General features: G+C 61.2%; 21 protein-coding genes. 6 read left to right on the top strand and 15 right to left on the bottom strand.

Annotated features, from left to right (window positions below; all coding sequences use genetic code 11):
* Positions 1-125: 125 nt before the first annotated feature.
* The 12 genes from GO608_RS16700 to GO608_RS16645 all read right to left on the bottom strand — a co-directional run bounded on the left by GO608_RS16700 (position 126) and on the right by GO608_RS16645 (position 13,435).
* Positions 126-2,261 (bottom strand): bi-domain-containing oxidoreductase, encoded by a 2,136-nt coding sequence (locus tag GO608_RS16700; protein WP_169199806.1) that lies wholly within the window; start codon positions 2,259-2,261, stop codon positions 126-128.
* A 143-nt stretch (positions 2,262-2,404) separates the two neighbouring features.
* Positions 2,405-3,247: a glycosyltransferase family 2 protein gene (locus tag GO608_RS16695; RefSeq protein ID WP_169199805.1), complete on the bottom strand. Its 843-nt coding sequence runs from the start codon at positions 3,245-3,247 to the stop codon at positions 2,405-2,407.
* A gap of 13 nt (positions 3,248-3,260) precedes the next feature.
* The gene (locus GO608_RS16690; protein ID WP_169199804.1) at positions 3,261-4,574 is read right to left on the bottom strand and encodes an O-antigen polymerase; all 1,314 of its coding nucleotides are present in this window, start codon (positions 4,572-4,574) and stop codon (positions 3,261-3,263) included.
* Positions 4,555-5,829: an oligosaccharide flippase family protein gene (locus tag GO608_RS16685; RefSeq protein WP_169199803.1), complete on the bottom strand. Its 1,275-nt coding sequence runs from the start codon at positions 5,827-5,829 to the stop codon at positions 4,555-4,557. The genes GO608_RS16690 and GO608_RS16685 overlap by 20 nt, the downstream gene beginning before the upstream one ends.
* Positions 5,830-6,011: 182 nt before the next feature.
* A complete protein-coding gene (locus tag GO608_RS16680; protein WP_169199802.1) occupies positions 6,012-7,094 on the bottom strand; it encodes an NAD-dependent epimerase/dehydratase family protein in 1,083 nt (360 codons plus the stop codon).
* Between the two features lie 113 nt (positions 7,095-7,207).
* Positions 7,208-7,510, bottom strand: a complete 303-nt coding sequence (locus GO608_RS16675; protein ID WP_169199801.1) for an addiction module antidote protein — start codon at positions 7,508-7,510, stop codon at positions 7,208-7,210.
* A gap of 3 nt (positions 7,511-7,513) precedes the next feature.
* A complete protein-coding gene (locus GO608_RS16670) occupies positions 7,514-7,813 on the bottom strand; it encodes a type II toxin-antitoxin system RelE/ParE family toxin (protein WP_169199800.1) in 300 nt (99 codons plus the stop codon).
* 82 nt (positions 7,814-7,895) lie between these two features.
* On the bottom strand, positions 7,896-9,173 hold the full coding sequence (gene tviB / locus GO608_RS16665; RefSeq protein WP_169199799.1) for a Vi polysaccharide biosynthesis UDP-N-acetylglucosamine C-6 dehydrogenase TviB: 1,278 nt from the start codon (positions 9,171-9,173) through the stop codon (positions 7,896-7,898).
* Positions 9,174-9,241: 68 nt separating this feature from the next.
* A complete protein-coding gene (locus GO608_RS16660; protein ID WP_169199798.1) occupies positions 9,242-10,645 on the bottom strand; it encodes an MBL fold metallo-hydrolase RNA specificity domain-containing protein in 1,404 nt (467 codons plus the stop codon).
* Between the two features lie 592 nt (positions 10,646-11,237).
* On the bottom strand, positions 11,238-11,483 hold the full coding sequence (locus GO608_RS16655) for a DUF6364 family protein (protein WP_169199797.1): 246 nt from the start codon (positions 11,481-11,483) through the stop codon (positions 11,238-11,240).
* A 57-nt stretch (positions 11,484-11,540) separates the two neighbouring features.
* Positions 11,541-11,798: a DUF2442 domain-containing protein gene (locus tag GO608_RS16650; protein WP_169199796.1), complete on the bottom strand. Its 258-nt coding sequence runs from the start codon at positions 11,796-11,798 to the stop codon at positions 11,541-11,543.
* Between the two features lie 530 nt (positions 11,799-12,328).
* A complete protein-coding gene (locus GO608_RS16645; RefSeq protein WP_169199795.1) occupies positions 12,329-13,435 on the bottom strand; it encodes an MraY family glycosyltransferase in 1,107 nt (368 codons plus the stop codon).
* A gap of 508 nt (positions 13,436-13,943) precedes the next feature.
* Here GO608_RS16645 and GO608_RS16640 point away from each other — a divergent pair.
* The 6 genes from GO608_RS16640 to GO608_RS16615 all read left to right on the top strand — a co-directional run bounded on the left by GO608_RS16640 (position 13,944) and on the right by GO608_RS16615 (position 17,326).
* Positions 13,944-14,222, top strand: coding sequence for a type II toxin-antitoxin system RelB/DinJ family antitoxin (locus GO608_RS16640; protein ID WP_169199794.1), 279 nt, complete (start codon positions 13,944-13,946; stop codon positions 14,220-14,222).
* A complete protein-coding gene (locus tag GO608_RS16635; RefSeq protein WP_211159519.1) occupies positions 14,194-14,514 on the top strand; it encodes a type II toxin-antitoxin system YafQ family toxin in 321 nt (106 codons plus the stop codon). The genes GO608_RS16640 and GO608_RS16635 overlap by 29 nt, the downstream gene beginning before the upstream one ends.
* A 156-nt stretch (positions 14,515-14,670) precedes the next feature.
* A complete protein-coding gene (locus GO608_RS16630; protein ID WP_247003245.1) occupies positions 14,671-14,970 on the top strand; it encodes a BrnT family toxin in 300 nt (99 codons plus the stop codon).
* Complete coding sequence (locus tag GO608_RS16625; protein WP_169199792.1) at positions 14,945-15,280, top strand: helix-turn-helix domain-containing protein; 336 nt, start codon at positions 14,945-14,947, stop codon at positions 15,278-15,280. The genes GO608_RS16630 and GO608_RS16625 overlap by 26 nt, the downstream gene beginning before the upstream one ends.
* A 189-nt stretch (positions 15,281-15,469) precedes the next feature.
* On the top strand, positions 15,470-16,732 hold the full coding sequence (locus tag GO608_RS16620; RefSeq protein ID WP_169199791.1) for a hypothetical protein: 1,263 nt from the start codon (positions 15,470-15,472) through the stop codon (positions 16,730-16,732).
* 60 nt (positions 16,733-16,792) lie between these two features.
* On the top strand, positions 16,793-17,326 hold the full coding sequence (locus GO608_RS16615; protein WP_169199790.1) for a hypothetical protein: 534 nt from the start codon (positions 16,793-16,795) through the stop codon (positions 17,324-17,326).
* A gap of 131 nt (positions 17,327-17,457) precedes the next feature.
* Here the strand turns inward: GO608_RS16615 and GO608_RS16610 are convergent, their stop codons facing one another.
* The 3 genes from GO608_RS16610 to GO608_RS16600 are packed head-to-tail and all read right to left on the bottom strand — an operon-like array spanning position 17,458 to position 22,055.
* On the bottom strand, positions 17,458-19,017 hold the full coding sequence (locus tag GO608_RS16610) for a J domain-containing protein (protein ID WP_169199789.1): 1,560 nt from the start codon (positions 19,015-19,017) through the stop codon (positions 17,458-17,460).
* A complete protein-coding gene (locus tag GO608_RS16605; protein WP_247003243.1) occupies positions 19,014-21,308 on the bottom strand; it encodes a GumC family protein in 2,295 nt (764 codons plus the stop codon). Before GO608_RS16605 ends, GO608_RS16610 begins: the two co-directional genes overlap by 4 nt.
* A gap of 42 nt (positions 21,309-21,350) precedes the next feature.
* Positions 21,351-22,055 (bottom strand): polysaccharide biosynthesis/export family protein, encoded by a 705-nt coding sequence (locus GO608_RS16600; RefSeq protein WP_169199787.1) that lies wholly within the window; start codon positions 22,053-22,055, stop codon positions 21,351-21,353.
* Positions 22,056-22,083: the final 28 nt, after the last annotated feature.

The raw sequence follows: 22,083 nt of genomic DNA, 5'->3' as shown, positions 1-22,083 counted from the left end.
CGTTTGAGTCGCTTCGATCGTTACGCGGCTGACTTCAAAAATTTCGCTCAGCGAGATTGGCGCAGAACGGATCTTCTACTTCTGCAAAGTAAAGAAGCCGCACACGCCACCTCTCGGGATCCTTTTCACTGGTTGCGCAACAGCTCGGCGACTTCGATGGTTATGCGGGCTACCTCGAAGATCTCGTCTGCGGCAATCGCCGGCTTGCCCTGCTCGATGCCTTGCAGGAAGGCGGCCGCGCAAGCGTTCTGACCCTTGTCCTGCTTCCACAGGTTGAGCTTGGAGAAGCCCGGCCAGCCGTAGGCCCTGAGCTTGCGGAAGTTGTCCAGCTGGAGCACACGGCCGGCAGCGAACACCTCGACGCGCTCCTTCGGGAAGCTGGCGGCGCCGTTGGCCAAGTAGAGGATGGTGCCGAACGAGCCGTCCTCGAAGCCGAGGGTGATGGACGCCTTGTCCTCGGTGACTGCCACGCCGGGCGCATCGCCCATGCGACGGGCCTGGATAGAAACGATCTTGCTGCCGGCCAGGAAGCGCATCAGGTCGATGAAGTGGCAAGCCTCGCCGATGATCCGCCCGCCGCCGACCTCATTGTCCTGAGTCCAGTGGTCGGCCGGGATGGCACCGGCGTTCATGGTCATAATGAATGACTTGGGCTCCTTCACCGGCTCCACCAAGGCCTTCATCTTCTGCACTTGAGTCGAAAAGCGGCGGTTGAAGCCTATCATCAGTTGCGGGCCTTTGCCGTTCGCATGAGCCGCGCTGTACGCGCTTTGCACCTCGTCCAGACCGGCAAAATCGATGGCTAGCGGCTTCTCGACGAAGACGTTCTTGCCGGCCCGCAGGGCCTGGGCGACGAAGCGGGCATGGCTATCGTGACGGGTGACGATGGCCACGGTATTGATCGCCGAATTGCCCAGCATGGCCCCCGTATCGGTAGAGGCTTCGGCAAAGCCGGCCTTCTCGCCGTGGATCACCCCGTTGATGCCGCCAGCGGTAACGATGGTGTGGAACTGCGCACCAGCGGCCTTGAAGGCCGGAATCAGCATGCGCGAGGCATAGTTGCCGGCGCCGATGAAACCCATCACCGGGCGTTGGGCGTTGAAGCTGACGGACGGGGTGAGAGTCACTTGACGAACCGCGCGCGCGGCCACGTCCGAAGTGTATTGCAGGAGGATGCCCAGGCCGGCCTTGTCATCGGTCAGGGCTTGGTAGGCCTGCGGCGCATCCTCGAAGGCGAAGCGATGGGTGACCAGCGGTTTCACGTCCAGCCGGCCGCTGGCCAGCATGTCCAGCACCGCCTCGAAGTTGCGTTGTTCGGTCCAGCGCACGAAGCCCAGCGGATAATCCTGGCCCTTGTCCTCGTAGGAGGGGTCGTAGCGACCGGGACCGTAGGAGCAGGACACCTGGAAGGTGAGCTCCTTTTCGTAAAAATCGGCGCGGTTCAGTTCCAGGCCGGTGACGCCGACCAGGACGATGCGCCCACGCTTGCGGCTCATGCGCGCCGCCTGGGTGACTGGATCGTTCGACTTGGTCGAAGCGGTGATGATCACGCCGTCGACGCCCTGGCCACGGCTGAAGGCCATGCCGGCAGCCACCGGGTCTTCGCCCTTGCCGGGGTTGCAGGTGGTCGCGCCATACTGCCGCGCCAGCTCCAGCTTGGCATCGTCGAAGTCGATGGCCAGTACGCGGCAACCCTGGGCGCGCAGCAGTTGCACGGTCAGCAGGCCGATCAGACCGACGCCGGTCACCACGAAGGCTTCGCCAAGGGTTGGTTGGGCCAGGCGGATACCCTGCAGACCGATGCTGGCCACGACCACGAAGGAGGCCGCCTCGTCGTCCACCTCGTCGGGGATGCGCGCGCAGAGGTTTTTCGGCACCTTCACCACGTCGGCATGAGGGCCATTGGACACTACCCGGTCACCGACCTTTAAACCCTCCACGCCTGCGCCAACCTCGACCACCACGCCGACATTGCAGTAACCCAGCGGCAGCGGCAGCGCCAGCTTGGACTGCACCGCCTCGATGGTGCTCATCAGCCCATCGGTGACGACCTTTTCCAGCACCATCTTCACCTTCTCGGGCTGCTGACGGGCCTTCTCCAGATAGGAAGCCTTGCCGAAGCCGACCAGCATGCGCTCAGTACCGGCGGAGATCAGTGAAACACGACTATTGATGATCACGCTTTCGCGGGAAACCTGCGGAGCGGGCGCCTGCGCGACGCTAGTGCCGCCCTTGGTCATGTCTTGGAGGATTTGTTTCATCCTACTCTCAATGTTGAAAATATTTAATTATGTCTTCGCGCCCCCTCCACTTTGAATCCTGGCGGCGCTCGTCGTGTCATTCCGTGCTTGGATATTCTTTCGAACAAATCCATAAAAAATAGTGAGGCGGTCCATTCTATTTTTTACTTAGCATAAAACTGTCCATATAAATATTCATAAGATTTCTTATGCTCGGCACGAATAAAATCAAGTCTAATTTGTGATGTCGATGCATGCTCTTTATCGAAAACTCGCAATCCTGGGACGTGTTCGATCTTTAAGCCATGAATTCTTAATTGCTCAGCAACAAAGACCTCTTCGCCAAAAAGAAATCTTGGGTAGAAAACGTGTGCACCCATGGCAAAGTAGTGTCGAGTAAAGACCATAAATGAACCATGCGCGCCGTACATTGGCTTATTCTGAATACGTTCGGCCGATGAAAATGACAGATACCTGCGCTTTTGACTGCGAGCGCGTGATTGTTCACGTATGGAGGCTAGCTTTTGATACCAGGTGAACAGTGTCGCGCTAGAACAAATCATGCGCATAAATTTCATCTTGCGAGCACTTGGTCGGTGAATAATCTTTGGATTTAGATCACGGCCATTTTTTTCCGATAAGATGCTTGGGGCAATCAAGCCCGTCTCACGCGCCAATGGATGTTTTGCTAAAATCAAAAAAAAATTCTCCGCAATCACCAGGTCAACATTACATACAATCACAAAATCATAACTCTCAACTTGCAATCTAGCCAGAGCATTATTGAACGCCGGAAAATATCCGACATTATTATTTTTTAGCCAATGAATGGCATATCCATACCGCCGCGATGATATATCTATATTCGATGGTATCGTAGAATTGTCAGCCAGAATAACGTCGAGCGTGAAACCAGAATAAATCTTCAAAGCGCGATCAACAGAGTCAAGAAGCCGCAAAGCGTCATCATGCGCATTGTAACACACCGGAATCATGCAGATTTTCATATTCAAATCTCAGCTAAACTCTGGTCTTCATTAAAAAGTGAAGCATGACCCACTGCACCAGAAAAGCAACCGGAATTGTAATCCATGTAAGTGAGCTTACAATATACGTTTGATAGCTTATTGCCACAAAATAGATAAAAAACAACGTTGAGAACGCACTGCTTCGGCTGCTTAGTAGTCGCCAATAAAAGAAATTACATAGCCCGCCAAGAATGAAGGCGACAAGCAGGCTTCCAGGAAGTGTAAAGTCACTAATTAGACCACGGAATGCAGTATAGAGATTTCCCTGAATCGTATCTCCATACGAATAATATTCGTCATAAATACCGGCCAGAACGGGCCGATCGTCACCCGCAAGTCGAAAAAACGACATGAAAGTATAGAACCCCATGCTAAGAAAATCCTGCCGATATCCCATCGATGATTCCCCGGTATATCGGTCAGAAAACCAGTCGGAAAATGCAGGAAGGTGCACAGAGGAATAGCTGATCAAATAATACCTGAGGCGACTAATTATTAGTACACTATCATTAAGTTGGTAAATTCCACGCGATAGGAATGACGCAATAACTACGGGAAGCGCAAAAAGCCCGTATGTCGCTAAGGTTCGAATCTCTGCACCATTAAACAGCGAAAATTTTTTATCATATATTTTTGTAACTAACACTCCGCCAATAAATAAGAACACAGAAAAGAAAAACAACCCCTTAGCACTTTGTAAAAACACCACCAGCAAAGACGGGAGAAATGAAATAATTATCAATTTTTTCCGACGTCTTGTTGTATCCCGCGAACCGTAGAGCAGCCCTCCTAATACAACCGTACAATAGCTGAACTGCAGACCAATTTGTGAGTAAACGCTCGACACAATCTCGCCCGAGTATCGTTTACTAGCATATGTTCCGCCGATAGAGAGAGGACTGTCTAGCAGCAGGGCGATTGAAAATCCCTGCTGTAGCATCCCAATGATGAGCATTAGGGTTGCAAAAGTGCAGGATGAATAAAGTGCGATCGTTATTAATGGTCTATCAAAATAGTGTGCCGCCGATAGCTTGTTTGCGTTTCGTATAAATCCGCGACGCCATCGAAAAAACAAAGCTGATAACGAGAAGAAAATGCAAAATGCTAGAATATATGCAATAGCTAGCGGGTTAACAGGCGCTTCAAATGCAACAAAAAGGGGGAATGCCGTAAAGAAAAACCAGAAAAGTGAAAATATTGAAACAGGATTCAACCAAACTCCAACCACATTTTTAGCAAGCCACGCAATCAGGAATAAGGCCGCTGAAAGAGAAAGGTTGATTATTTTAAGAAGAAAAATGTCCACGTGTAGTATTCCGGTGGTATTTCCAGATAAACAAGATTAATAATAACACTTCTGCGAAAATGTAAGCGGTTGCAGCACCATATGCTGAAAAAGCGTACGATGCGATTAATGAGTACAAAAAAGTTGCTACGCCCACAATGAATACAACGGCCGAAAAGTAGGACTGCGCGCCAATGAGGCTCAGTCCGACGACACCGAACATGGCATTGGCAGCACCAAAGATTACCGATGGAGCCATTAATGTTACAAGCGCAATTACGTCATCACTAAAGCCAGGTAAAAAGCCCAAAGCATGTCCGACATAGATCGAAAGCACGATAGCCGGCAATACCGCAAGCAGCAGGTAAACCTGAGTGCGCGTGTTCTTCCAGATCAGCGCTAACGCTGTAATGCTTGTTCTTTTGTCGACAGGTTGCGCTGACCAGCCCTTAACAGCCTTAGGCATGAAGAGCTGATTTAAAGGTCGCGCGAGCGCTTGAATGCTCTTAATTATTTTCTCAGCGAGGGCATACGTAGAAACTGAAGTGCTGCTCGATACTCCCGCCAAGATAAGAATATTTGTGTTTCGAAACAGCAAGACTGAAATGTTTCCCAAAAAAAGATGACGGCCATTGCGAAGCAAAGACACTATTTTTTTTGTGCTGACTAACCGCCATGAATCTAGTCCGAAGCGGTTGATGGCAACAACGAGGACAGCAAGGCCGGAAACAAGAAAGCTCCCCGAAAGGATTGCAGATGCTCGCAAAAGATCGTCTGGACTATTGATAAACAGATATGCTGCCAGTACGCCACAAAAGCGGGAAAGCAGAATAAAAAACGCAAGTTCATAATTATTTTCAATCGCCTGAAAATAGTAGTTCGACTGTAAAACTGTTCCGAGTGCAAAGCCTAGCCAAGCCAGCAAAACATTGAGGCTGCTATCAGAGAATATTCCGAATAATGTAGCCAGCAGTAGCGATGAAACGAGAAATAGAACTATACGTGCCGCAAGAATATTCATGAAAAAATCGGCTTCTTTAGCCAGTTTTCCACCTTTTCTAGCCTCGATTATGTACTGCACACCGCTAGTATCAAAACTATAGAGAGACACTGTTAGTACATAGAGCGCAAGGCTCTCTGCGACGACAAGTTCGGCAAAGGCACCCTCGCCAAGCACGCTGAGCAGAAAAGGAAATACTAATAATGGAAATAGCGCATTTGCTCCCTGTATCGTTATTAAAGACAAACCATTAATTAGATTCCCTTTAAGCTTCATGTGATCTCGCCTGTTGCAATTTCCGTGATCGTCAGAAACTTGATTGAATTCTCGAGCTACTAACTTTTCAATAAATAATGTCAATCGAGAACATATTCGTTGCAGGAGCCAAGGCCCACGCTGTGCCAACCCACAATCAACTTTCTACAGCCGCAAATCGGAGTCTTTGCGGGAAGGACGTACTAGAGGTCGTAGCGCACGTGGTCCGGCTTCCCCATCGCACGGATCTCCCTGGCACCCATGGTGCAGAAGCGGCTGTACCACGGCATCGCCGCCTGGATGCCGGCCTGGATCTCGTGGCTGGGGACGTAGCGGAGCAGACGTTCCGCCTTGCCAACATCGGCCTGTGAGTGGCGCACGTCGCCGGCGCGGAACTCGCGGTATATCGGCCTTTTGTCGTAGCGCACGCCGTTGTCGGCCAGCGCGTGGCGCAGCGCTTCGAATAGCTGGTTCAGGCTGGTGCGCCCGCCGGCGGCGACGTTGTAGACCTGGTTGCGCGCGGCCTCGTCAGCCGTGGTGGCTGCCAGCAGGTTGACCTGCACGGCGTTGTCGACAAAGCAGAAATCACGGCTGGTTTCGCCGTCGCCATTGATGAAGACGTCGTCGCCCTGGATCATCGCCGCAGTCCATTTGGGGATCACCGCGGCGTAGGCGCCGTTGGGGTCCTGACGCTTACCGAAAACGTTGAAGTAGCGCAGGCCGATGGTGGTGAAACCGTAGCTGCGCGCGAAAACGTCGGCGTAGAGTTCGTTGACGTATTTGGTGACGGCGTACGGCGACAGCGGCTTGCCGATGATGTCTTCCACCTTGGGCAGGCCGGGGTGGTCGCCGTAGGTGGAGCTGCTGGCGGCGTAGACGAAGCTGCTGACGTTGGCATCGCGCGCGGCGACCAGCATGTTGAGGAAGCCGTCAATGTTGGTGGCGTTGCTGGTGATCGGGTCATCCAGGCTGCGCGGCACCGAGCCGAGCGCAGCCTGGTGGAGGACGTAGTCGACGCCCTCGCAGGCGCGGTGGCAGTCGTCGAGCTTACGGATGTCGCCTTCGATGAACATGAAGCGCGCCCATTGCTCCGGGGTGACCAGCGTTTGCACTTCGTCGAGGTTGCGCGCGTAACCAGTGGCGAAGTTGTCCAACCCGACGACGTGCTGGTCGAGCCGGAGCAGGGTTTCGAGCAGGTTCGACCCGATGAAACCGGCGACGCCGGTGACGAGCCAGGTTTTGGGGGCGTCGCGGAGGATGGATTGCAGGGCTTGGTAGGCGATCATTGGGCTGGTGGGAGTGCCGGCGCTTCACCGGCAAGGGGTCGAGGGTATGGATGCTGTGTCGGCCTGCGAAACGCGGGCACTCGTGCAATGGACGCTTGTGTGGATGCTGCGCCTTAGTTGTCGACCGTCGCCGTGAGCTTGACCCCCAGCGCTTTGCACACGCGCTGGACGGTTTCGAGGCGCGGGTGGGCATTCGGCCGAAGCGCCTTGTAAAGCGCTTCGCGCTTGATGCCGGTAGCCTTGGCGATTTCGGTCATGCCGCGCGCTTTGGCGATGTGACCGAGCGCAGCCGCAAATTCGCCCGGCTCGCCGTCTTCGAGTACCTGGCGCAGGTATTCCGCAACATCGGCATCGGTCTTCAGGTGCTCTGCCATGTCGAACTCGGGCAGGTCGCTGATTTTCACTGGTTTGCTCATGGCTTATCCGTCCTTTAACGTCGCCGCCAAGGCCTTGGCGGAGGCGATGTCCGCTGCCTGGCTGCTCTTGTCACCGCCGCCCAGCATCACGATCAGCACCTCGCCGCGCTGGATGTAATACATGCGCCAGCCGGGACCAAAAAACTCGCGCATCTCGAAAACACCTTCGCCAACTGGAGCAACGTCGCCCAACAGTCCGCGTTGCGCCTTTTCGAGCCGGCGCAGCAGCCGGAAGCGCGTGGGGCGGTCCCGTAAGCTGTTGAGCCAGCTTTCGAATTCAGGCGTGTGTTTTACGCTGGGCATTTTACTTATGTAATCGTTCGAGGACAATCAAGCCGGGCGACGTAGTTCGGTGGATTGCGGGGTTTCCCAGGCGGTCCGGGCGTTACAGGCGCAGGTCGGCCGCTTGCCGCGGCAGCACGTACTTGAGGTCATACAGCACGTGTTCAGGCTTGCCGAGGGCGCGGATGCCCTGCGCGCTCATTGCCTTGAACTGGTCGTGGGCCACGGCGAGCAGCACCGCGTCGTACTGGCCGGGGGTCGGCAGCTCGATCGGCGTGATGCCGTATTCGTGCCGCGCTTCAGCGGCATCCACCCACGGGTCGAATACATCCACCTGAACGTTGTAGTCGGCGAGCTCCCGGACGATGTCGACGACGCGGGTGTTGCGCAGGTCGGGGCAGTTTTCCTTGAAGGCGAGGCCCATCACCAGCACGCGCGCGCCTTCGACCTGGATGCGGCGCTTGAGCATGGCTTTCACCAGCTGCGACACCACGTAGGCGCCCATGCCGTCGTTGAGCCGTCGGCCGGCGAGGATGATTTCCGGGTGGTAGCCGATGGCCTGCGCCTTATGCGTGAGGTAGTACGGATCGACGCCGATGCAGTGGCCGCCAACGAGACCGGGCCGGAACGGCAGGAAGTTCCACTTGGTGCCGGCGGCTTCGAGCACGGCTTCGGTGTCGATGCCGAGCTTGTTGAAAATGATCGCGAGTTCGTTGATGAGCGCGATGTTGAGGTCGCGCTGGGTGTTCTCGATGACCTTCGCGGCTTCGGCGACCTTGATGCTGGGGGCTTTGTGGGTGCCGGCGGTAATGATGCGGCCGTAGAGCGCATCGACGAGGTCGGCCACTTGCGGCGTGGAGCCGGAAGTGACTTTCTTGATCGTGCTGACGCGGTGCGCCTTGTCGCCGGGGTTGATGCGCTCGGGCGAATAGCCGGCGTAGAAGTCGTGGTTGAAGCGCAGGCCGGAGACGCGTTCGAGCACCGGCACGCACTCTTCCTCGGTGGCGCCGGGATAGACGGTGGATTCGAAAATGACGATGTCGCCGCGCTTGAGGACTTTGCCGATGGTCTCGCTGGCGCGGATCAGCGGCGTCAGGTCCGGTCGCTTGTGTTCGTCGATCGGCGTCGGCACGGTGACGATGAAGACATTGCACTCGGCCAGGTCGCCCGGGTCGGCCGTGAACCGCAGGTATTCGGCGGCGGCGAGCTCGCGGGCGTCGACTTCGAGCGTGCGGTCACGGCCGGCCTGCAGCTCGATGATGCGCTCGGCGTGGATGTCGAAGCCGGTGACGTGCTGCTTGCGGCCGAATTCGACGGCGAGCGGCAGCCCGACGTAGCCGAGGCCGATGATGGCGAGGTTGATGTCCGAAAGAGTGTGCATGCGAAAGGGCTGTGTTTTTACGTATTGGGAAAGGGCAAGTTTTGTCGTGGGCAGCGTACTGGGCGGTTTCAGGTTTCTTGACTGCCAGGCACCCGCACATTCGCCACGCCCCCTTCTTCCAGCTTGCGCTTGAGCGCCGCCTTCGCTTCGTCGTCGCCATGCACGATGCGGATCTCCGCGGGCAACTGCGGAATCCCGGTGACGAACCTCAACAGATCAGACTGCCCCGCATGCGCGGAATAGCCGCCCACTTGGTGGATCTGCGCGCGGATCGGGTGGCGCTCGCCGTCGAGCATGACCCAGCCGCCGCGCGGACCAAAGGTGAGGATGTCGCGGCCCGGCGTGCCGGCGGCCTGGTAGCCGACGAAGAGCACGTCGTTGCGCGCGTCGCCGAGCATCGCCTTGAGGTAGTTCACCACCCTGCCCCCGGCGCACATGCCCGAGCCGGCGATGACGACGGCGGGGCGGCCGGTGCGGGTGAGGTAGTCGACCGCTTTCAGGTGGTCTTCGTGGCGGTCGAGGACGAGCAGCTGGTCGAAGGACAGCGGGTGGCGGCCCTGGCGGACGCGTTCGATGGCCTCTTCGTCCCAGTACGGCTTGAGGTTACGGTAGAGACGGGTGAATTCGGCCGCGAGCGGCGAATCGACGACGATGTCGAGCTGCTTCCAGCGCGGGTCGTCGCCGGCTTCGAAGATGATGTCTTCGATTTCGTAGAGCAGTTCCTGCGTGCGGCCGATCGCGAAAGCCGGGATCAGCACGGTGCCGCCGTCGGCCAGCGCGTGTTCGAGCACGGCCTGCAGGCGGTGGCGGCGGGTGGCGCGGTCTTCGTGGTCGCGGTCGCCGTAAGTGGCTTCGATGACGAGGCGGTCGGCGCGCTCGGGCGGGCGCGGTTCGGGCAGCAAGGGCGAGTCGGGCGCGCCGAGGTCACCGGAAAAGACGATGCGTTCGCGTTCGGCAACGGTGGTGGCGTCGCACTCGACGTAGGCCGAGCCGAGGATGTGGCCGGCGCGCTGCAGGCGGATCGCGAGCCGGCCGGCGCCGTCGTTGAACACGGTATGCCACTGGTCGAAAGGCACCGGCACGATGCGGGCGCGGATGCGGTCGAGCACGCGCTCGATGAGGCGGGCGTCGCGGGTGAAGCCGATCTTGAGCGCGTCTTCGAGGATCTCGGGCAGCATCAACGCCGAAGGCGGCGAGCACAGGATCGGCCCGTCGAAGCCGGCCGCGAGGAGATGCGGGATGCGCCCGACGTGGTCGATATGGACGTGCGTGACGACCAGCGCGCGAACGTGCGCAAGCGGGAAGTCGACGGCCAGTTCATCGGCGTTGCTGCGCCCCGCGGCTTCGCTGCCCTGGAAAATGCCGCAATCGACCAGCATCCCCCCTTTTGCTCCCCCGGGGCCGTGCAGGGTGAGTTCGTGGCAGGAGCCGGTGACGCCGGTGACGGCGCCGTGGTGAGTGAGGGCGAGCATGGAAGTCAGCAGTCCGGGCCGCACCGATCGCAGCAGCGCACCTTGTTGGTCACGTCGGCGAGATTGCCGCGGAAGCGGTTAGCGGCGATGACGCCGACGTTGATGTCCGACAGGGTGTGCATGTCTTTGGGTGGCGCAGGGGTCGTGTCGCTGACGCGACTGGAATCAGACGTTTCTCGTTTTTGGCTTGTTTGCTTGCTGTCTGCTCCCCTCCCTCGCCGCGCCGACAAGTTTCGGATCGGCGGAGATGTCCCCGGAGGGCGCGGCCCTGCGGCTTATTCGAAGCATGGGGCGCGATGTTATCAACATAAACATGCCTTGCAAGCAAATAATTCACGGCAGAGTGCGGGTACTTATCGGTAAGGCATCTAAGGTAGTGTCATGAGCAGGGTTATGTACCGTAATAGCGGTATGACATCGAGGTCTGAATCTGGGCTATCCCCACGAGTTTCCCGCCCGCCTGGCCGCGAGGGCAGGCACGATGCCCAGTCGTGCTCGATTTCACGTGCGAGCCACGGGCTTGCGCGTGCATGGTGCACGTGGCTGCCGTCGAGCAGGGCGATGAGGACATTCACGTCCAGCAGCGCACGCGTCAGATTCCTTGGGCGTCGCGCAGACGGTCGATGAGCTCGTTGGTCACGATGACGTCACGTGCCGGAAAGGGCTCGAAGCCGGGGACTGCGGGTGTCTGGCGGACAACGGTTTGCGGGGCAGCGGCACCGATCAGGCTTTGGCGAACGAGCTGGGAGATGACTTTGCCGACACTGGTGTGTTGCTGGCGTGCGATTTCCTTGGCGGCGGCAAGGACGTCGCTTTCGATGTCGATCGTAGTGCGCATGGTGATCTCCTCAGTTACTCCCTTAGGGTCTGATCCTAATCAGCGGGATGGAGGCAGTCATGCCACTTGGCTGGTCTGAGTCTGTAGCAGCGCGAGCAGAAACTCGGGCGCGAAGTCGGCGCCGTTGGCCCAGACCACGGTGCCGAGCGTTTCATCCTGATGGGCGGTCCTGAAGAGCGTTTCGTCCTTGAGCGGCTCGAACATTTCCCCCCAAAGTTCATCGAACAGGGCGACTTCCCCGGCGGCGCCGTTGTTGAACTGTAGGTAGAGCCGATAGCCGGGGCGCACTTCAACGCGTGTGGTATGTAGGAACATGGTCTTACTCCAAAGGCGAAATCGGTTTGAGCGGCTTACGCAGCTGCGCAAGCTCCCAGTCTTATGCGAGTTCGGCCTTATGTTCGTCCAGCCAGTCAAGGACTGCACGAAGGGCGCGCTTGGGGAACTCGCCACCGCGCAGCCTGGCCCCATCGGCACCTCCAGCCCCAGCCCGCGCAACAAGGCGGCGTACCCCACCCAGCGCCGCGAGGCGTCGAGTGCGAGTGCGTGTGTGTCGAAGAAAGGCAGGTGGGCAGAAATTGGGCGGAATGCGGGATGGCGGTCGAAAAAGTGGCGCAGATGTCGAAAAGTTAGTGTTTGCTGGCTCGTCTGTCGAAAAATTTCATGCCGCTAACGTCTTTGGGTTCAGGTCAGGCCCCGATTTTCTGCGCGTTGTCGGTCACGGCGCGGAGACTGCCGGGGACGTTGATGTCCGACAGGGTGTGCATGTCTTTGGGCGGTGCCGCGGTTGCGTCGCTGCCGCGACTGGAAGCCGGGGCGCGATTATCACCGGAACGGGTGCAAAACGGTCAGGCGCGGTCGAGCGCTTCGGCGCTGTCCAGCGCGGCGGAGGCGGGAGACCACGGCCAGCGGAAACGCACCAGTCGCAGGTAGCACAGCAGGTAGGCCGCGAACGTCAGCAGGACCGCGGCCAAGCACTGGCTGCGGCTGTGCCAGCCGAACTGCGCGAAGCTCGCTGGGACGAGCGCAAACAGCCACAGCAGCGGCGAGACGCCTGCGTTGCGCAAGGTGGGGCGGTCTGCAGGGACAAAATGGCGCACGACGCGCGCATGCACGAGGCTGTGCAGATGCAGGCGGTCGGCCGCGCCCGGGTGGTGCTCGCGATGGCGCCGGCGCGCGATGCTGAAGACCAGTTCCATCACCGGGTACGCGCAGATCAGCAGGCTGACCCACGGCGAGACTTCGGTGTTGCGCTCGGGCAGCAGGATCGCGAGCCAGGCGAGCGCGAAGCCGCCGAGATAGGCGCCCCCATCGCCGAGGAAGATCTTGCCGGCGGGAAAGTTGATCGCGAGGAAGCCGGCGAACGCAGCGGCGAAAGTCCAGCATACCGACGCGAGGACGACGTCGCCGACCTGGAACGCCACGAGGCCGAGCGCGCCGAACATGATGACGAGCGCCCCGCCGGCGAGACCGTTGAAGCCGTCGATCATGTTGACCGCATTCGCGATTCCGCCCGCCGCGAACGCGGTGAGGATCACCGCCGCCGGCAGCCACTGCAGGATGAAATCGGCCGGCGCGAGGTCGAGGCGATCGAGCGCGATGCCGGTGAGCTGCCACGCCAGCACGCCGCTGCACAGCGTCGCGACCAGCCGCCGGGTGACGCTGACTTTCTTGGTGAGGTCTTCGGCAATGCCGAAAGCGAACGCCGGCACCGCAGCCAGCAGGAGGGGAAAGAGGATCGCCTGCTCGTCCGCGCCTGCCGTGAAAGCGCCAACGACGAGCGCCGCCACCACCGCGAGGCCTCCGACGCGCGGTGTCGGCGCGACGTGGAACTTCTGGATTCCATGGTCCGAATCCAGCGTGAAGCGACCGTGCAGATTCTTGGTGAGGACGATGACAAGGGCAACGAGGCAGGAGGTTGCTGCGATGGCGAAAAAACTTTCCGGAAAACTCATCAGACGTTTCTCGTTTTTGGCTTGTTTGCTTGTTGTCTGTGCCCTCGCCTTCCCGCCCCGGAAGTTTTCGGATCGGCGGGAATGCCCTCGGGGGCGGGGCCCTGCGGCTTCTTCCGAAGCACGGGGCGCGATGTTATCAACATAAACATGCCTTGCAAGCAAATATTTCACGACAGAATGCAGGTACTTATCGATAGGGTATCTAAGGTAGTGTCATGAGCAGGGTTATGTACCGTAATGACGGTACGAAACCGGGGTTTTACGAACTCGGGGCCGCGGCGGCACGTAGGCGCTCACCCTCTCGTTGAAGGCGACAGCGGTGACGTAGCTGCCGAGGCGGGCCACATTGGGAGGCGTTTCGGTGGTCATTGACGGGCCGGCGGGCGGCAGGGCAGCAAGAGCTATGTCGGGCAAGCTCGCGCAGATGAGCGACACCGTCGCTTACGCCTGAGTCACTTGACCGTATCGCAAAAGAGACACAGAATTTTAACGAACGGAGGATCTAACCATGGCTCGTTCCACGATGCTGCACATCCGGGTGGACGACGAAATCAAGACGCAAGCCAGCGAGGCACTGGCAGCGATGGGGCTGTCCATGTCGGATGCCGTGCGCATCCTGCTCAAGCGCGTGGTCAACGACCAGGCTTTTCCGCTGGAACTAAAGGTGCCCAACGCCGAAACCCGTGCGGCGATGGAAGAAGCCCGCGCAATGACGAAGGCCCGTGCCACCCGTTTTGGCTCTGCTGATGCCTTGGTCGATGACCTCGAAAAAGCCCGCCAGCAGTAAACGGGCGCCGCTGCCGAGGGCGTGTGACTACACCAGGACCTTCCTCAAAGACTGGGAACGCCTCTCCCGCTCGGGCCGCTACGACCTGAAGCGGTTGAAGGAGGCGATGCTGCTGCTAATCGCCAACGATGCGCCGCTGAGCCCCGAGTGGCTGGACCATCCGTTGAAGGGCGACTGGGCCGATCATCGCGAGTGTCACATCGGCGGCGACTTCCTGCTGATCTACCGGCTCGATGGCACCGCCATCATCTTTGTGCGCGCGGGCACGCACTCCGAATTGTTTGAGGAATGAGCCATCGGCGTTGAATCACTTCCGGACTTCACCTTGCCAACTCGCCCAACTGCTCTCAGTTGGGCTTTTTCGTATCTGCGTTTCCCCCCGCGAAAAAGCGGCAAGAGTGTCGAAGAACGTCCGGATCTCTTCTGGCCTGTTGTTTAAAGTGGGCCAATGGCCTACATTTCTTCGATGAATTTCGAGTGGGATGAAGTCAAGAGCGAAGCGTGCTTTCGCGAGCGCGGGTTCGATTTCGCCTACGCTGCGCGGGCGTTTTTCGATCCGGATCGCACGGTTCAGGCCGACACCCGTCACAGCTATGGCGAAGAACGGTACCAGTTGATGGGGAGGATCGAACAGCGTCTATTCGTTGTGGTCTATACGCTCCGTTATGACACGCTGCGCATCATCTCCGCACGCAAGGCCAACCAGCGAGAGGTTCGACACTATGAAGACAGTACGCGTGAAGATTGACCCTGCTGTTCCGGCTTCGCTGGCTGGCGGACGCATTGATTCTGCTCGCGTGGACGCTACCAGTGAAGAAGATATTGCCGCGCAGCAGGCTGCCGACGAAGCGATGGCGATGCAGGATGCCGCAAAATTCGCCCGCCGGGTCCGTAAACGTCTTGGCTTGAGCCAGGCGGAGTTTTCTGCGCGGATCGATGTTCCGCTCGACACCGTCCGCAACTGGGAACAGGGCAAGCGCTGCCCGACAGGGGCGGCGAAAGCCTTGCTCAAAATACTGGACAAGGCACCCGAGGCAGCCCTCGCCGCCCTCGGGTGATGGTCGACAGCCCGCGTAGGGTGGAAAAGCGCAGCGCCTTCCACCATGCCGGCGCCTGCACAGGCACCGCCGCGAGGCTTGGCGTATAACGCCTTCGGCTCATCGGCCCTATGCGGTATGCGGTGGCGCCGAACGGAGTCTCAGCTCCAAAATCGGTCGCTAAACGTGCGGCGGGTATACTCCGCCCCCATGTCAAAACGCCCACTCCCCTTCACGCATCCGCTCAACCTCGCCAAGTGGTTCGCTTTCGCGCTGTTCGCTGCACTCGCGGCGTGGCGGATCGTCACGCTGAACCTCGCCGACCACTACGCCGATGCCGGCGAAACGGTGGCCGCGACCGAAATGCCGGGCGTGGAACATCCGATCGCGCTGACCCGCGACGCGCGGCAGCTGCTCGACGCCGACCCGCAGCGGGCGGTGGCGCTGCTGCAGCGGGCGGTGCGCGCCGACCCGACTTACGGTTTGTCGTACGCGTTGCTCGGCGCGCTGTGGGAAAAGGCCGGCGACGCGCGGCGGGCGAGGAGCGCGATCGACGCGGCGGCGGCCTTCGCGCCGGCGAAAGTGGATGTACGCCTGATCGCGGCCGGGTTCGAGCTCGGGCGCAACGATCTCGCCGCGGCGCTGCGCCACTCGAGCGTCGCGCTGACGCGCCGTGGCAGCCTGCGCGCGGCAACGTTCCCGGAGCTGCTGCGCATCGCAGACGAACCCGCGAACCGGGCGGCGTTCTCCGCGCTGCTTACTGAGCCCGTCGCGTGGTGGCCGGCGTTCGTCGGATTCGCGGCGAACAAGGGCGAGCGGCTCGAAACGGTGATGGCGCTGTATGCGCTGTCGGAAGCGAGCGCGGCGAACTCGCTGCAGGGCCCCGGCCTCGCGGCGGTGCTGCGGCGCCTGCAGCGCGAAGGGCTGTGGCTCGATGCGCGGCTGGCGTGGATGAATGCGCTGCCGGTCGAGCAGCTCGAAGGAATGGGCAACGTGTTCAATGGCGGCTTCGAACAGCCGCTATCGGGCGTCGGCTTCGACTGGGTGAGCGCGAAAGCGGGTCACGTTCTGGTCGAGCCGCTGCCGACTTCCGGCGCAACCGGCGCCGCCGCGCTGAACGTCGTGTTTCGCGGCCCGCGCGTGCGCTACCGCCACCTGAGCCAGCATCTGATGCTGGAACCGGGGAGCTACGCGCTGCGCGGCCGGGTGCGCCCGGACGGGCTGGAAGCGGAACCGGGACTGGCGTGGGCGGTTTCGTGCGTCGGCGCGCGCGAGCGGCAGATCGGCGTCACGGAGCATTTTTCCGGCCGCTCGGCATGGCGCAAGTTCGAGACGACTTTCACCGTCCCCGCCACCGATTGTGCGGCACAGGTGCTGCGGCTGCAGCTCGGTGGCCGCGTCGCGCTGGACTTCGACGCCAGCGGGCCGATCTGGTTCGATGACATCGTGATCGAACGGCTTGACGCTCGCTGACCCGCCGTGTACCTTTCGTCCCAAAGTTTTGTTACATCGAATTCACCAAGAGGCCGAAAAATGAAGAAGATCACCGGAGTTGCCGCCGCAATCACCCTGGTCGGCACGATGGGCGCCGCCCACGCCGCCGAGCCGCTGCAGGTTGCAGCGCTGACGAACGTCGACGGGAAGGTGCTGATCCACAAGGGGAAGGACTACACGGTCGCCAAGGCCGGCTCGACGCTGGTCGAAGGCGACCGCGTCATCACGCTGAAGGGGTCGAAGGCCGACGTCGCGTTTTCCGAAGGTTGCGTGACCAGCCTGAAGGAAAACGCGGTGCTGGCGATTGGCGGCGTGGATGTCTGCGCGACGGGTCCGCTGTCGGCCAACCCTGAACCCGTGAAATATGCCGCCGCAATCGGCGCGCCGCAGCCGGCAGGCGGGACGGGGCTGTCGGGTGGCAGCCTCGCGGGTCTGAGTTCCGGCATGGGAGCGATCATCGGCGGCGGCGCAGTCTTGGCTGGGGCCACGGTCGGCATGAGCCGCGAGGGCAGGAAGCATAGCAGGGGCCGTGGCGGCGACAATCACAACGACGATCCGATCAGCGGGGAATAAGTCGGGCGGCCTCGCGCCGCGCCGCACCAGCTTCCAAAGGGCTCCGCACAATGCGGGGCCCTTTTCAATTATGCAGCGGGAAAGCGTGCGGCCGGCGTGCGGAAAGGTTCAGCCCCGCCCTGCTCCGCCGGTCAGTCGGAAGGTTTGTGGAACAGGCCGCTGATGAGCACGTCCTGGCCGCGCCGGGTGAGCTCCATGCGGATCGATCCGGCGAACACTTCCTCGCCGACGCCGTCCCCGCGCCGGATGCGCACCAGATAACCACCCTCGCCGCGCAACGAAGCGCTGTCCGGCGACCAGCGCATGTCGATGAGTTCGATGCGCCGCGCCTGGGTCGAGCTGAACAGCTGCTCGTAGTCCTTGCGGATCTGCGCCCTGCGGCCGGTTCCGGAGCGGGCATCTTCGGTGAACAGCTTCATGAAGCGCTCGATGTCGCCTAGCTGATACGACGACGAGAACTGGCCCAACACGCGCGCGGCGTCCGACGCCGTCAGGCCGGGGGGAACGGGTGCTTCGGCGGGCGGGGTCGCGGGAGCGGGCGCTTCCGCGGCACGTGCGGGTGCGAGTGCGGGTGCGGGAATGAGTTGGACTGGCGAGGGCTGCGTTTCCCCCTGCGCTTCTGCCTGCTTTTCCGCCTGCGTTTCCGGCTGCAGAAGCGGGCGCGGCGGCGGAAGTGCGACAGGCGCTGCGGCGACTTCGAGCGGTTTGTCGACGACGGCGGGCGGACGCGCGGTGCGAACGGCGGGGGCCGCTTCGGGCTCGGGCACGGGCTCGCGAGCCGAGAAGATGGCTGCGACGGGCGGCGTTTCTACCGGTGCCCGATCCGCAGTGACGGCGCTTGCAGGCGCCGGGATGTTGGCGGCACCGGGCGGTTTTTGCGCCGCCGCGGGCATCACCTTCGGCCGGGCAGCTTCTGGCACTTTCATGGGCGCGGCTTCTGCCGACTTGGCCAGCGGCGGAGCCACGAGAGCCGGCGTAACCGGGGCGGCACGTTCGGCGGGAGCGGCCGCGACCGGGGCTTTCGGGGATGGCCGGGATGCGCCGATGGCGCCGGCTGGGGCGCGATTGAGATAGACGGCGAGGACGGCGACGAAGCCGACGAGCGCGACGCTGCCGAGCACGTACTGCGGAAAATTCCGCCGCATGGTCAGCGGCAGTCTTTCGGTCAGGGTGGGGGCGGCGCCGGCAGCGCGTTTGCGTTCCGCCTGCGAGACGATCCTGATCGAGACCGACACCCGCGGGCGGGCTTGAGTCCGCTCAAGGTCGTACGCGGCGCGACGCTGATCGTCCCGCAGCACGTGGTGCGCGAGGTTGATCCGCGCGGACAGTTTTTCCCGGTCGCTGTCGGCCCATCCCTGACGGTCCGGATGGAAGATGCCCATCATGACGCGGTAGTGCTCGCGGATCTGGTCGGCCGTCGCGTCCCGGGTCAGGCCGAGAACGCGGTAATGGTCCGCTTCGTATGCCAGCAGCACGTGCTCGACGAAGAACAGCGCCGCGCGCCGGTGCTCGTCCAGCCCGTGCTGCCTGCCGTCGCGCACCGCTTCGGCTGCGGTGCGCATGACGACGAGGGTGTCCGCCGGCAGCGCTCCGCCGCCGCGCACCAGCTCGCCGAAACGCGTCGGCTCGGCGAACACCGCCTGCGCGAGGGCCGCCGCGCCTCCCCTGCCCGCCTCCCCGGCTGCGCTCATGCCGCGGAACGACTGCCTTCGGCTTCGCCGCCGTACTGGTAGTAGGAGTTGTAGTAGTAGCCCTGGGCACCGCTGCGGGATGCGATCTTCGTCAGCACGCCGCCGATAACGTGGGTGCGCGTGCTGCGCAGGCGCTTGAGCGCGCCGGCGAGGAAGTCCTTGCGCGTGCCGCCCGCTTCGACGACGACGACCGTCGCGTCGGTGATGCTGCCGAGCAGCGGCGCGTCGGCGAGCCCGAGCACCGGCGGGCCGTCGACGATGACGCAGTCGAAACGGTCCTTGGCGACGTCGAGCAGCGCGACCATCTTGGCGCTGCCGAGGAGTTCCGCCGGGTTCGGCGGCAGCGGCCCGGACGTGATTACGAAGAGCTTGTCATAGGGCGTCGGCTGCGTGACGTCGACCGGCCGGGAATCGCCCGCCAGGTAGTTCGTCAGCCCTGCCGTGTTGGGTATGCCGAGTTTGCGGTGCATCGAGGCCTTGCGCAGGTCGGCGTCCACGAGCAGCACTTTGAGGCCCATCTGCGACAGGTTGATCGCCAGCGCCAACGCGGTGGTGCTCTTGCCTTCGCCCATCGACGCGCTGGTAACCATCAGGACTTTCGGTATCCCGTCCTGCGTCGAGAACTGCATTGCGGTTCGCAGCGAACGATATGCTTCAGAGAAGCCCGAGCGCGAGTCGTCGAGCTGTTCGAGCACGAGCTCGCGCGCCGAGTCGCTGGCACGCTTGATCAGCGGCACCATGCCGAGCACCGGCAGGCCGAGCAGGCGTTCCATGCTTTCGCCGTCCTTGATCGTGTCGTCGAGGTGTTCGAACAGCAGCGCCAGGCCGATGCCGCCGAACAGCCCGAGCAGCGCAGCGATCAGCGCGTTGAGCAGCGTTTTCGGCTTGAACGGCTGGAGCGGGACTTCGGCCTTGTCGACGACCGACACGTTGTTCACGCCGACGCCGCCGGCGACGCCGACTTCCTTGTAGCGCTGCAGCAGGCCGTCGTACAGCTGGCGGTTGGTGTCGACTTCGCGCTTGAGGATGTTGTACTGGATGCTGCGATCCTGCACGCCGAGCACGGTGCGCTTGCTCTCGTCCATCTTCGCCTGCAGCATCGCCTCCTGCGCGCGCGCCGCCTGGTAGGCGCTGCTGATGCCGCTGCGCACGTGAGCGAGTTCCTCGGCGATCTTGGCCTGCATCTCGTCGATCTGGCTTTGCAGCTGAATCATTTTCGGATAGCCGGGCTTGTAGATCTTGAGGTTTTCCTGATACTCGGTTTCAAGCTTCGCCTTGTGGCCCTTGAACTCCTGGATCACCTTGTTTTCGAGCACCTGCGGGATGCCTTCGACGCTGCCGCTTTCGAGCTGCTGGTACATCGCTTCGGCGCGGATGCGCTCCTGCTGCGCCTTGGCCAGCGCAGTCGTGAATTCCTGCATCACCTGGGTGTCGACGCTCGCTTCCTGCTCGCCGCCGCGGACGATCTGTTCCTCGCGCGCGAACGCGACGAGTTCCTTCTCGGTTTCGCCGAGCTTCACCTTCAACTGCTGCAGCCGCTCTTCGAGGAATACCTTCGCGAACGACGACGCATCCATGCGCCGCTCGAGGTTGACGTTGATGAAAGCTTCGGAGATCGCGTTGACGATGCGGCTCGCGAGCACCGGGTCAGGGCTGTCGAAATGGATCTTGACGAGGCGCGAATTGCGCACCGGCTCGATCGTCAGGTTTGCGAGGAAAGCTTTCGTCAGCTTGAGCTTGCGGATCTGCTCGGCGTCGCCTTCGACCGCCTCTGCCTCCTCTTCCTCGCCTACGAAAAGCCCCTTGATGCTGGCGAGCAGCGACGGATTAGCTCCGGCGAAAACCGGGTGGTCGCCGAGGTTGAGCTGGTCGATGACGCGCTGCGCCAGCGAACGGCTCCGGAGCAGCTCGTACTGCGTCTCGTAGAAGTCCTTGGTGTCGCCCTGCATTTCATTGGGCGTGACGCCCTGGTAGTCGAGCACCTTGGCTTCCTGGCGCTCGATCTGCAACGTGAGGCTCGCGCGGTAGATCGGCGTCATCAGGAAAGTCGCGGTCAGCACCGACACCATGACGATGGCGAAGAACGTGATCACCGTCCATTTGCGCTTGACGATGGTGTCCCAGATCGCGCGCAGGTCGATCGTGTCGTCGTCGTCCTCCTCGACATGGGAACGCCATTCGGTGGGGTGCGCGAGCGCGGTGCTTTCGCGGCGCTCGACCAACGCGTTGCGGCGAGGAACTTCCTGCCGGCGCTCGTCGCCGGCGTCCGGCTTTTCTGTGTTGTCCATCATTTCCGGGGATTTTTTGCGAGTTTTTCGGAAGCTTGCGGAAGGCTAGCGGACGGTGCCGAAGCCGATGAAGCCGCGCAGGGTGCCCGTCACGCTTTTGACCATCGACCGAGCCGTCGAGCTGCCGACGACGACGACGTCGTTGCCCTGGATGAGCGGGTCATCGACTTTGCCGGCGCGCACCGCTTCGAGGTCGAACACCAGCTGCTCCTTGTTGCCGTCGGCCAGCGTGCGAAAGATGCTGACCTGGTTGACGTCGGCGATCTCGCTGACGCCGGCAGCGAGCGCGATCGTCTGCAACAGCGACGTGCGCCCGGACAGCGGGAAAATGCCCGGCTTGGTCACTTCGCCTTCGACGGTCACGCGCTGGCTGACGAACTCCTTGATGAAGATCGTGACCTGCGGGTCCTGCAGGCAGCACTCGGTGAGGCGCCGCGCGATCTCCTCTTCGACGACGCGCGCGCTCAGCCCCGCAGCCTGGATCTGCCCGATCAGCGGCAGCCCGATGAAGCCGCGCGCGTTGACGCGCACGGTGCGCGACAGGTCGTCGACCTGGAAGACGGTGATTTCGAGCAAGTCGTACGGGCCGATGTAGTAATCGTCGAACAGCGGGCCCGGGTCGTCGAGCGCGGTGCCTGCCGATGGCAGGACCGACGCCAGGGGCGCCGGCGCGGACGTCGCTTGGGCATGAACCGGGGACGACGAAATCATTGCGCAGGACAACATCACGCCTGCAAGGTAAACACGCATTTACAACTACTCCCCGGACGACGGAGCC

Source organism: Aromatoleum buckelii (genome assembly GCF_012910785.2).
GTDB lineage: Bacteria > Pseudomonadota > Gammaproteobacteria > Burkholderiales > Rhodocyclaceae > Aromatoleum > Aromatoleum buckelii.
This window is presented reverse-complemented; position numbering and strand designations above follow the sequence as displayed.

Coding starts and splice junctions, on each gene's coding strand:
- GO608_RS16670 (WP_169199800.1), bottom strand. CDS start 7,813: ATGCCCAGCGTAAAACACACGCCTGAATTCGAAAGCTGGCTCAACAGC.
- GO608_RS16635 (WP_211159519.1), top strand. CDS start 14,194: ATGACCTCGAAAAAGCCCGCCAGCAGTAAACGGGCGCCGCTGCCGAGG.
- GO608_RS16645 (WP_169199795.1), bottom strand. CDS start 13,435: ATGAGTTTTCCGGAAAGTTTTTTCGCCATCGCAGCAACCTCCTGCCTC.
- GO608_RS16700 (WP_169199806.1), bottom strand. CDS start 2,261: ATGAAACAAATCCTCCAAGACATGACCAAGGGCGGCACTAGCGTCGCG.
- GO608_RS16640 (WP_169199794.1), top strand. CDS start 13,944: ATGGCTCGTTCCACGATGCTGCACATCCGGGTGGACGACGAAATCAAG.
- GO608_RS16605 (WP_247003243.1), bottom strand. CDS start 21,308: ATGATGGACAACACAGAAAAGCCGGACGCCGGCGACGAGCGCCGGCAG.
- GO608_RS16610 (WP_169199789.1), bottom strand. CDS start 19,017: ATGAGCGCAGCCGGGGAGGCGGGCAGGGGAGGCGCGGCGGCCCTCGCG.
- GO608_RS16680 (WP_169199802.1), bottom strand. CDS start 7,094: ATGATCGCCTACCAAGCCCTGCAATCCATCCTCCGCGACGCCCCCAAA.
- tviB (WP_169199799.1), bottom strand. CDS start 9,173: ATGCACACTCTTTCGGACATCAACCTCGCCATCATCGGCCTCGGCTAC.
- GO608_RS16685 (WP_169199803.1), bottom strand. CDS start 5,829: ATGAAGCTTAAAGGGAATCTAATTAATGGTTTGTCTTTAATAACGATA.
- GO608_RS16600 (WP_169199787.1), bottom strand. CDS start 22,055: ATGCGTGTTTACCTTGCAGGCGTGATGTTGTCCTGCGCAATGATTTCG.
- GO608_RS16655 (WP_169199797.1), bottom strand. CDS start 11,483: ATGCGCACTACGATCGACATCGAAAGCGACGTCCTTGCCGCCGCCAAG.
- GO608_RS16620 (WP_169199791.1), top strand. CDS start 15,470: ATGTCAAAACGCCCACTCCCCTTCACGCATCCGCTCAACCTCGCCAAG.
- GO608_RS16695 (WP_169199805.1), bottom strand. CDS start 3,247: ATGAAAATCTGCATGATTCCGGTGTGTTACAATGCGCATGATGACGCT.
- GO608_RS16630 (WP_247003245.1), top strand. CDS start 14,671: ATGGCCTACATTTCTTCGATGAATTTCGAGTGGGATGAAGTCAAGAGC.
- GO608_RS16660 (WP_169199798.1), bottom strand. CDS start 10,645: ATGCTCGCCCTCACTCACCACGGCGCCGTCACCGGCGTCACCGGCTCC.
- GO608_RS16615 (WP_169199790.1), top strand. CDS start 16,793: ATGAAGAAGATCACCGGAGTTGCCGCCGCAATCACCCTGGTCGGCACG.
- GO608_RS16675 (WP_169199801.1), bottom strand. CDS start 7,510: ATGAGCAAACCAGTGAAAATCAGCGACCTGCCCGAGTTCGACATGGCA.
- GO608_RS16650 (WP_169199796.1), bottom strand. CDS start 11,798: ATGTTCCTACATACCACACGCGTTGAAGTGCGCCCCGGCTATCGGCTC.
- GO608_RS16625 (WP_169199792.1), top strand. CDS start 14,945: ATGAAGACAGTACGCGTGAAGATTGACCCTGCTGTTCCGGCTTCGCTG.